Annotated in this window: 4 protein-coding genes; 3 read left to right on the top strand and 1 reads right to left on the bottom strand. The window is 53.9% G+C overall.

The window, feature by feature from the left end; translation table 11 throughout:
• Nucleotides 1-620: 620 nt before the first annotated feature.
• Nucleotides 621-4,451 (top strand): anti-phage defense-associated sirtuin Dsr1, encoded by a 3,831-nt coding sequence (gene dsr1 / locus ECTHA_RS0102240; RefSeq protein WP_025282197.1) that lies wholly within the window; start codon nucleotides 621-623, stop codon nucleotides 4,449-4,451.
• Between the two features lie 133 nt (nucleotides 4,452-4,584).
• Here the strand turns inward: dsr1 and ltrA are convergent, their stop codons facing one another.
• Entirely contained in the window at nucleotides 4,585-5,748 is a 1,164-nt protein-coding gene (ltrA, locus tag ECTHA_RS16725; RefSeq protein WP_244875611.1) for a group II intron reverse transcriptase/maturase, read from the bottom strand.
• Nucleotides 5,749-6,633: 885 nt separating this feature from the next.
• On the opposite strand from ltrA, the gene ECTHA_RS19255 reads away from it, so the two are divergent.
• The gene (locus ECTHA_RS19255; protein ID WP_084306646.1) at nucleotides 6,634-7,449 is read left to right on the top strand and encodes a Hachiman antiphage defense system protein HamA; all 816 of its coding nucleotides are present in this window, start codon (nucleotides 6,634-6,636) and stop codon (nucleotides 7,447-7,449) included.
• Nucleotides 7,439-10,546 (top strand): DEAD/DEAH box helicase, encoded by a 3,108-nt coding sequence (locus ECTHA_RS19250; RefSeq protein ID WP_084306644.1) that lies wholly within the window; start codon nucleotides 7,439-7,441, stop codon nucleotides 10,544-10,546. Before ECTHA_RS19255 ends, ECTHA_RS19250 begins: the two co-directional genes overlap by 11 nt.
• Nucleotides 10,547-10,712: the final 166 nt, after the last annotated feature.

Genomic DNA, 10,712 nt, shown 5'->3' with positions numbered 1-10,712 from the left:
CCGTCACGTCGAACGTTGCCGTTGGACGCGCTGCCCGGGTCGCGGTAGGGTCCGGTGGGATGCCCAGCCCTTTCGGGCTGGCCCTCAGTCCGGCTCCCATGGCGACCACAGCCACGGTAGGGTTCGATGGCGTATCCAGTCCTTTCGGACTGGGCCTCAGTTCGACTCCCATGGCGGCACTGGCCGCATGCGGAACAGATCTCCCCGGATAAGGACATGAACTTTCAGTGCACAACCGCCGCATTTACCCTATCCCCTGCACCTGATGGGCTTTGTCACCTTGTGCTGACTCGCCCGGGGACTGAGCCTTCTATGCGGTTTCTGTCCGTCGGCTCGCACTTTTGCGCTCGGGCTTCCTCCAGACAGACCCTCACGGGGCTGCCCTTGCCGGCGGCTAGTAGTTACGTTGGTCCACAGTGTGGACATCACAGGTACTCCTACAGGGGACTTTCACCCCATCAGTTCATGCCCATGCCGGGCGTACACAACACCATAGACCGCGACGAGGGATAGCGCGCCGCTTCGCTCTGCGCTATCCCTCGCGGGTCATGGTGGACGTTAGACCAGATGAGGCGTCAGGAGCTCGCATGCGCGCACGTTTTCGGTAGGAATCAGAAGGAATGCAGTTCATCACCAACGGCCCCGATATTCCGGATGCGCTCTTGCAGGCGCACGAGGACGGCCGCGTGGTGTTTTTCTGCGGCGCGGGCATTTCCTATCCCGCAGGGCTGCCGGGCTTTAAGGGGCTGGTGGAGCAGATCTATCGGCTGAACGGTACAGCACTCTCGGACATCGAACGTGAGGCTTTCGAGCGCGGGCAGTTCGACGCCACACTCGACCTGCTGGAGCGGCGCCTGCCTGGACAGCGTCTGGCCGTTCGGCGAACCCTGGCGCAGGCGCTGAAGCCGAAGCTCCGCCGCAAGGGTGCCACCGATACGCAGGCGGCGCTGTTGCGCTTGGCTCGAAGCCGCGAGGGTGCGTTACGGCTGGTCACCACCAACTTCGACCGAATCTTCCACGTGGCCGCTAAACGCACGGGCCAAACGTTCCAGGCCTACGCAGCCCCGATGCTGCCGATTCCGAAGAATAGCCGTTGGGATGGGCTGGTTTACTTGCATGGCTTGCTGCCAGAAAGGGCGGACGACACGGCACTGAACCGGCTGGTTGTCACCAGCGGCGATTTTGGGCTTGCCTACCTCACCGAACGCTGGGCGGCCCGTTTCGTGAGCGAGCTGTTCCGTAACTATGTGGTCTGCTTCGTTGGTTACAGCATCAACGACCCGGTGCTGCGCTACATGATGGATGCGCTGGCGGCCGACCGGATGCTGGGTGAAGTCACACCCCAGGCCTGGGCGCTAGGTGATTGCGAACCAGGGCAGGAGAACCGAAAAACCATCGAATGGGAAGCCAAGGGCGTCACGCCCATTCTCTACAATATACGCGCCGGCAGCTACGACCATTCCTTGCTGCATCAAACTCTGCACGCTTGGGCAGACACCTACCGCGACGGCGTACAGGGTAAAGAAGCAATTGTCGTCAAACACGCGTTGGCCCAGCCGCAAGACAGCACGCGGCAGGACGATTTTGTCGGCCGGATGCTGTGGGCCTTGTCGGATAAATCAGGGCTACCGGCCAAGCGCTTCGCCGACTTCAATCCCGCGCCTTCACTGGACTGGCTGCTGGAGCCCTTCGCGCACGAGCGATTCAAACATGGCGATCTGTCTCGCTTTGGCGTGCCACCACTTGACGAAGTAGACCCCAAACTGCATTTCAGCTTGGTTCGCCGCCCAGCGCCCTATGACCGCGCACCGCCGATGCTACTTGCCTCCGGTGGTATCACTGGCAGCCAATGGGATGACGTGATGTACCATCTGGCCCGATGGCTGGTGCGCCAACTGGATGACCCAAGACTGGTCATATGGATTGCAGAACGCGGTGGGCAATTGCACGACCGTTGGCAGTGGCTGATCGAACATGAACTAGATCGCTTTGCCACACTGGAACGTGATGGCAAGACCTCCGAACTCAATGAAATCCGCTTGCACGCCCCCAAGGCTATCCCCGGCCCCCTGATGCGCACCTTGTGGTGCCTATTGCTCAGTGGTCGTGTGAAGTCCCCTTGGCATGATCCGGATCTGTATCGCTGGCAAGGCCGGCTGAAGCGCGAAGGTTTGACCACCACGCTGCGTCTGGAGTTGCGCGAGTTGCTCGCCCCGAAGGTTGCGTTGAAGAAACCGTTTCGTTGGGGCGACGACGATTCGAATAACGCTGACGAGCCCACGCGCATTAAGCAGTTGGTCGACTGGGAGCTCGTCCTGACCGCCGATCACGTGCATTCGACCCTGCGCGACATTGCCGACGAGCCATGGAGGTCCGCTCTGCCGGAGTTGCTTGAAGATTTCCAGCAACTGCTGCGCGATGCACTGGACCTGTTGTGTGAGCTGGGCGAGGCAGACGAACGTAGCGATCGCTCGCACTGGGACCTGCCCTCCATCACACCCCACTGGCAAAACCGGGGCTTCCGCGACTGGGTGAGCCTAATCGAATTGTTGCGCGATGCGTGGCTGGGGGTTCGCACCAACGACAGCACGCGCGCCACACGCATCGCCCAGGCTTGGTTCGAGTTGCCATACCCTACCTTCAAACGCCTGGCCCTGTTTTCAGCGAGCCACGACGATTGCATACCGCCGAAACAGTGGGTGGATTGGCTTTTGGCAGACGATGCGTGGTGGCTGTGGTCTACAGATACGGGGCGCGAGGTATCTAGGCTCTTCGTTCTGCAGGGGCGGTATTTGACAGGAGGGGCTCAGGAGCGCTTGGAGGCTGCCGTCTTGGCGGGGCCGCCGCGTGAGATGTACCGGGATGATCTGGAAGCAGATCAGTGGCGAGACTTGGTGGCCCGTTCCGTCTGGCTGCATCTGGCTAAGCTGAACACCTCGGGCCTTGTTTTGGGTGCACCTGCGGCGGCGCGCTTGGCGGAAATTTCGATTGCCTATCCGCAATGGGAGTTGGCAGCTAATGAGCGTGACGAATTTTCGCATTGGATGAGTGGCACCGGCGATCCGGATTACGAGGACAGCCGGGACGTCGACATTGCGCCCCGCAAGCGGCAGGAACTGGTGCAATGGCTCGCAAAGCCAGTACCCGAACGAAGACCGTTCTACGACGACACGTGGCGTGACGTTTGCCGCACACGTTTTTTCCACAGTTTTTTTGCGCTGTGCGATTTGGCACGAGATGGTGTGTGGCCTGGGGACCGGTGGCGCGAAGCCCTGCAGGCCTGGGCCGAAGAGGGCATGGTGTTGCGAGCTTGGCGATATGCTGCACCGTTGGCGCACACCATGCCCGATGCTGTACTTCTGGAGATTGACCACGCAGTGACCTGGTGGATGCAGGCTGCATCCAAGTCCATCAGCCGCCATGAGGATATCCTGCTGAACCTTTGCCGCCGCGTGCTGGCGCTGCCGCTGGAAGCTGGCTCGGGCTCTCGCATCATCCGCAACGGCGTCGAGACCTATGACCCTGTCGGCTCTGCGATTAACCATCCCATCGGGCTTGTCACGCAGGCTCTAATCAACCTGTGGTTCAAGCAGAATCCGAACGACAACGATCTGCTCCCAGCAGATATCAGGCCAATATTCACCGCACTGTGCGATGTGCAGGTGGATCGGTTTCGCCACGGTCGGGTTTTGCTAGGTTCGCGGCTGATCGCGTTTTTCCGTGTAGACCGCCCATGGACCGAACAGCACCTTTTGCCGTTGTTTGGCTGGGCCAACCCCGTCGAAGCAAAATCCGTGTGGGAAGGCTTCCTCTGGTCGCCGCGCTTGTACCAGCCGTTGTTGACAGCCTTCAAGGCGGAATTTCTGGATAGCGCAAACCACTATGCCGATCTTGGCGAGCACCGCCAGCAATTCGCGACATTCCTGACCTACGCAGCATTAGGCCCGACCGAGGGATACACCGTAGATGAGTTCCGATCTGCGATTGTAGCGCTCCCACAAGAAGGCCTGGAGGAAGCCGCGCAGGCGCTCTCCCAGGCGCTTGAGGGTGCAGGCGATCAACGTGAGGACTACTGGCAAAACCGTGTCCAGCCGTTCTGGCAACAAATCTGGCCAAAGTCCCGCGATTTGGCTACCCCGCGAATCGCCGAGTCCTTGACGCGTTTGGTGATCGCCGCCCGTGGCGAATTCCCGGCGGCCTTGGCGGCGGTTCGGGACTGGCTACAACCGATTGAACATCCGCACTACGTCGTACACCTGCTGTACGAATCGGGTTTGTGCAGCCGATACCCAATGGATGCACTGAACCTGCTGGATGCCGTGATTGCCGACCAACAGTGGCTCCCCAGGGAATTGGGTCAATGCTTGGACGAGATCGCGCAGGTCGCACCACCACTTGCGCAAGACGCCCGCTATCAGCGGCTCCACGAATACGTTCGGAGACGCGGGTGACGGCAAAGCGAACTGCCCGCTGTAATCAGTCGGGTCTAATCGGGTAAGGGCAGGTGTTTAGCCCGCCCTCCCCACACCACCTGGCATGCGGGTCCGCACCAGGCGGTTCACAAGAAGGGAGCACACGACGATTTCAGGTATAACCATGCGCTTTCATCCATTGATCGCGGATGCTGATCAAGCCCTGGTGTTTCAGCCAGTCATTGGTCATCCCAGTCTGGGTGCCGAGGGATCGGGACAGGTGCCAGTAGCTTTTGGAGCTCATGCCTGTCCAGATGGCGGCACGTTTTGGCGTTCCCATAGCCAGCAGGTGGCGGATACGGTTTCGCACCCCGCGCCACTGTTTCCAGTAGCACATGCGGATACGGCGTCGCAGCCAGTGGTCCAGCTCGGGGATAGGCCGATAGTAGTCCGAGATGCCGAAGTAGCCCATCCAACCACGGACATATTCCGTCAGCGTCTTGAGCCGGTAGTCCATGGACACGCCCCAGCTCCGGCCGGTGAGCTTTCGCAGCCGGTAACGGAAGTCCTGATAGGCGCGCTCGGACCATCGCAGCTTTGCTCCCCGGAAGGTGAATCCCAGGAATTGGCAGTCGTTGGTCCTGACCACGCGGCTCTTGTGCGGATTGACCACCAGCTTGAGGGTGCCGGTCAGGACGCGAGACACGCTCGCCATGACCCGTTCCCCGGCGCGGTGGCTCCGCACGAGGATCAGCAGGTCGTCCGCATAGCGGACGAACCGATGCCCTCGCGCTTCCAGTTCCTTGTCCAGGTCATCCAGAAGGATATTGGCCAGCAAGGGCGACAGGGGGCCACCCTGGGGGGTCCCGATCGCCGTTGCCTCAAGGGTATCCCCGACCCGCACACCCGCCCGCAGATACTCGCCGATCAACGCCAGCAGCCGTTTATCGCGCACCTTGCGGCCCACTCGGGCCATCAGGATGTCGTGCTGGACCGTGTCGAAGAACTTCGCCAGGTCCAAGTCGACGGCGATGCGGTAGCCATCAGCGATATGGGTTTGTATCCGCCTCAGTGCTCCATGGGCGGAGCGTCCGGGTCGGAAGCCGAAACTCGAATCCGAGAATCCTGGATCGAAGATCGGTCCCAGAACTTGCGCCATGGCCTGTTGAATGACCCGATCCGTCACCGTCGGGATGCCAAGCAGTCGCTCGCCCCCATCGGGTTTGGGAAGGGTCACTCGTCGCACCGGTTGTGGCCGGTACGTGCCATCACGCAAGGCTTGGCGGATGACCGGCAGGTTCGAACATGCGAACTCAGGGAAGTCCTCGATGTGCATCCCATCGACACCGGGGGTGCCCCTGTTGGCTTTCACCCGCTTCCATGCCCGGTCGCATGTTCTCGCTTGCCAGCACCCGCTCCATCAGGTCGTCGTGCAAGGCTGGCAGCAACGTATCACGCCGCGACGCGTCTCCCCCGGACGGGTTCGACGACGCGTCCGAGCAATCCACGGCTCCGCCTTGTCTTCTCATGTTCGGCCCTTCACCGCGAAGCCCGTCCACGGACGTGCGATTACTATGGCCTCGGCTGACCTCTGCTCCGTCACGTCGAACGTTGCCGTTGGACGCGCTGCCCGGGTCGCGGTAGGGTCCGGTGGGATGCCCAGCCCTTTCGGGCTGGCCCTCAGTCCGGCTCCCATGGCGACCATAGCCACGGTAGGGTTCGATGGCGTATCCAGTCCTTTCGGACTGGGCCTCAGTTCGACTCCCATGGCGGCACGGGCCGCATGCGGAACAGATCTCCCCGGATAAGGACATGAACTTTCAGTGCACAACCGCCGCATTTACCCTATCCCCTGCACCTGATGGGCTTTGTCACCTTGTGCTGACTCGCCCGGGGACTGAGCCTTATATGCGATTTCTGTCCGTCGGCTCGCACTTTTGCGCTCGGGCTTCCTCCAGACAGACCCTCACGGGGCTACCCTTGCCGTCGGCTAGTAGTTACGTTGGTCCACAGTGTGGACATCACAGGTACTCCTACAGGGGACTTTCACCCCATCAGTTCATGCCCATGCCGGGCGTACACGAGTGGTTCAACCCGACAAATTACTCCGGGCTGCGCCCTCCGCAATTTGCGGGTTAACCAAGCGTTACACGGCACCTGTCGAGATTGGCACTCTGGTCAACACGAATAATTAAACATAGAAGGACTCGGTATACTGCAAATGCCATGGACTAAAGAACATATTCAGTGGCTTCACGATACTGGTGAAGTAATCGCTATTTCAACAGGTGAGAACGTCCCTGTATATGAGTTCGCTTACGATGTAGCCAATGAAGAGGTCATGTCACACTGGGCAAGGCATTTCAGGAATCACTATTGCAGTGATGATGAAATAGAGATACTCAAACCTGAAGGGCAGACAAAAAAAGACTATTTGTTAAATCTAAAGTTTCCGCATAAAACTAAAAGCCCTGGACCAAGTATCCGTGCTGGAGATTTTGCTGAAATATTGATCGCTGACTATCTGATGTTTCTCCACGATTACTATGTTCCAAGAACTCGCTACGACCGGAAAATAATTGGTAATGAGTCATCCAAGGGTTCAGATGTTTTGGGTTTTAAGCAAAAGAATAAAACTCCCTCCAGAAAAGACGAATTATTAATATACGAGGTCAAGGCTCGTCTTTCTGAGAACAATGTCAAAAACACTTTGCAAACCGCAATTGACGACAGTTCAAAGGATGAGGCTAGACTTGCGGAGTCATTAAACGGTGCAAAGCAAAGGCTGTATGATCAGAGAGATCTAGCTGGAATGGGTATCATCTCAAGATTCCAAAAAAATGTTGACCACCCATATAAAACAAATTTTGGGGCCGCAGCGGTTTTAACTGATAGTTCATGTTGCGTCGAAACTTTAGCTGAAGCTTCAACTAATGAGCATTCATCCCCAACGTACTTGGAGATGATAGTGATTAGAGGCCCTGTATTGATGTCTTTGGTTCATGCTCTATACGAGAGGGCAGCAAATGAAGCTTGAGTCGTCCTCAAAGAAAATGCTGGCAATTACAAAGTCGAAAGCAAAGATGTATGAATTTGCTATTGATGAAGCATCTCATATAGAGCTACCTGTCGACCCGCGTAAATTATTGATTACGACTATAGGGATATTGGGCGACCTGTCAGCTCTCGAAGCTCGTGGGGAACAACAGGTTGAAGAGACTGATGAGCATGAAGAGCTAAAGTCTGAGCTAATCTCAGTTGGGCAATATTTTGATGCTTTGATTCAGTCTCATCTGGCTGATGAGATGACTATTTATCTAAAGATTATAGGTTCGGCGGCTTACTATTTAGCGAACATGCCCGGTAGCTCCATCGTTCTGGCCAAAAGTTTGGTCTATAAGACAGAACTGCTCACTGATACTAATCTTGAGGGAATTCTGATATGGATATTGAAGTCTAACTTCGAAGAGGATTGGTATCGCGTTAAAGAAACCTATTTAACACAGGCAATAGATGATGTCGGCTACGCCACTCGTAGTTTCTTTGGTTTAACACTTGATGCCCAGAGCTTTAAACAGAAAATACAGGCCTTGAGGAATGAAGTGTACAAGAAAGGTTCTGATAGAGAGCTTCTGTTTGCCGACATTATTTCTTCTATCTTGCTACGAAAACTAGAAAATTCGTCAATAGTCTGTTTGCCGAAATATACGCAAATTCCAATAACACAATGGGTTAGTGTAATTATTAAGCCGACATTTGTTCAAGAGTTTTGGCCTGCTCAGAGGTTGCTAGGCGAGCAAGGAGTTTTTTCTGGTGTATCTGCTGTTGTGCAAATGCCCACGAGTGCAGGAAAGACAAAATCTACAGAATTAATAATTAGAAGCTCGTTTTTGTCTGGGCGCTCTGACGTTGCCGTAATTGTCGCGCCATTTAGAGCCTTATGCAGGGAGATTACGGTTACATTTCAGCAGGCGTTCGAGGGTGAAGAAGTAAATATCAATGAATTGCAAGATGTTCTGGATATTTCCGATAGTGACGACGATCTCATAAGATTTTTAATAGGAGAAGCCACTCAGGATGGAATAGCGACCAAGTCTATTGTTGTTACCACACCGGAGAAACTTGTTTATCTTCTGAGGCATGAACCTGCTTTAGCTGACTCAATTGGCTTGCTTATTTTTGATGAAGGGCATCAGTTTGACACTGGAAGGAGGGGCGTCACATACGAGTTATTAATGGCCTACCTCAAGTCCCGCGTAGGTGATGACGTCCAGAAGGTTTTGATCTCCGCAGTAATGGCTAACGCAAACTCTATTGGTGAATGGCTTAATGGAGAGGCCGGTATTGAGATTCAAGGAGCAGGATGTTTACCAACTGTACGAAGTACAGCCTTCGCAAGCTGGCAAACCGCAATGGGTCAACTTCAATACATCGATCAAGATCGTGAAGCAGATAGAGATTTTTTCGTTCCTAGAGTGATTGAGCAAGTAAACCTTGGAACGAGAGGTCGAGAGAGGAATGCTCGTCTTTTTCCTGCAAAAAACGATAATTCCAGCGTCGCAGCTTATTTAGGGGTTAAATTATGCCATCAGGGTCCTGTTGCTATCTTCTGCGGTGTAAAGAGTACTGTCACATCAATATGCGAGCTTCTAGTTGATTACTACGATAGAGGGCTTGCTTTACCACCACCGAGCATTTCTAGCGATCAACGCGAATTGGAAAAAATTGCGTACCTTTCTAGTTTGCATTTTGGAGATGAGTTTATATTTACTCGTTCGATTTCCTTTGGAATATTGCCGCATAGTTCCAACATTCCGAATGGTATCCGTGTTTCTGTAGAGTGGGCAATGGAATCCAATAAGTCAGTGTTGGTAGTATGTACCTCAACCCTTGCCCAGGGTGTGAATCTTCCAATTAGGTATTTAGTTGTTTCAAGTACATTTCAAGCAGGACAAGAAATCACCACGCGAGACTTCCACAATCTCATCGGGCGAGCAGGCAGAGCTGGATACCATACCGAAGGGAGTGTCATTTTTGCGGACACAGATGTTTTTGATAAGCGCAATGATTTTCGTGAAAGCTGGCGATGGCAAAGAGCGATGCATTTGCTCGATTTTACTAATGCGGAGGAGTGTGCTAGTAGCCTACTGGACTTGATCTCGTCTTTTGATTTTGCAGAACTTAATGTTGATGTTATCCAGTTCATCGCAAATCCCGCCGTCTATAGACAAAGCTGTATAGATGCAGGAAATCAAAATGCTATTGATATCAGTTCGCTACTGGATCAGATGGATTATAAAGAAGCTTTAATCGAAGCAATAGAAAGCTATTTTTTGTCCTATTTGAAAGACAATCCAGGTGCCCCTCAAACGTTCTTTGATGAGTTGGCCCAAGGAACATTGGCTTATTTTTTGTCAGACGAAGATCAGAAACAACAGCTACGGACGGCATTTTCACTTATCGCAGGTAGAGTTCTTTCCGTGCCCGAAGAGAAAAGAGCATTCTTCGGAAAATCATTGCTGGGGTTGAAAAATCTATTCTTAATCGAAAACTGGCTTGATGAAAATTGGGGTGAAATAGCACAAGCTCAAAGCTCAGATGAACTACTTTTGATTTGCTGGCCTTTGCTATCTCAGCTCAATAATAACAAGATGTTTCTCAAAATAAAGCCTGAATACGTAATATTAGAATTTGCAAAATTATGGATTTCAGGAACTAGCTACGCGGATCTGCATGGTCACTTGGTTCAATCAGGCGTTTATTATCAAGCGGGGTCGCAGCAAAGAGCTATTAAAATGGACCACGTAGTAGAATTGGCTGACGGTGCACTCTCTTTTGATTCTATGTTGTATGTCGGGGCAATAGCTGATGTGGCTGAGGGTAAAGGATTGGGCGACAATGTATTGGAGCTTCTTAGGAGCTTGCAAACACGTTTAAAACTTGGACTGTCAAATAGCCTTGAAATGTGGCTCTATTCTCAGGGCTATGTTGATAGAGAGGTTTGCAAGCGTCTTGGTTCTGTTCTTAATGGTCGAGGAGTTGATTCGGAAGTGTTCGATTCCGATATATTAAGGACCTACCATCAGATTGTAAGTGAGTGTATTGGCGAGTTCCCATCGTATTTTAGTGGTTAAGTTGCCGTGTAATCGGGTAAGGGCGGGTGTTTAGCCCGCCCTCCCCACACCACCTGGCATGCGGGTCCGCACCAGGCGGTTCATAAGAAGGGAGCACACGACGATTTCAGGTATAACCATGCGCTTTCATCCATTGATCGCGGATGCTGATCAAGCCCTGGCGTTG

Origin of the sequence: Ectothiorhodospira haloalkaliphila ATCC 51935 (assembly GCF_000633935.1) — a bacterium.
In the GTDB taxonomy this organism is placed as follows: domain Bacteria; phylum Pseudomonadota; class Gammaproteobacteria; order Ectothiorhodospirales; family Ectothiorhodospiraceae; genus Ectothiorhodospira; species Ectothiorhodospira haloalkaliphila.
Note: the sequence above shows the minus strand (reverse complement) of the source record. Positions and strands in the feature narration are given on the sequence as shown.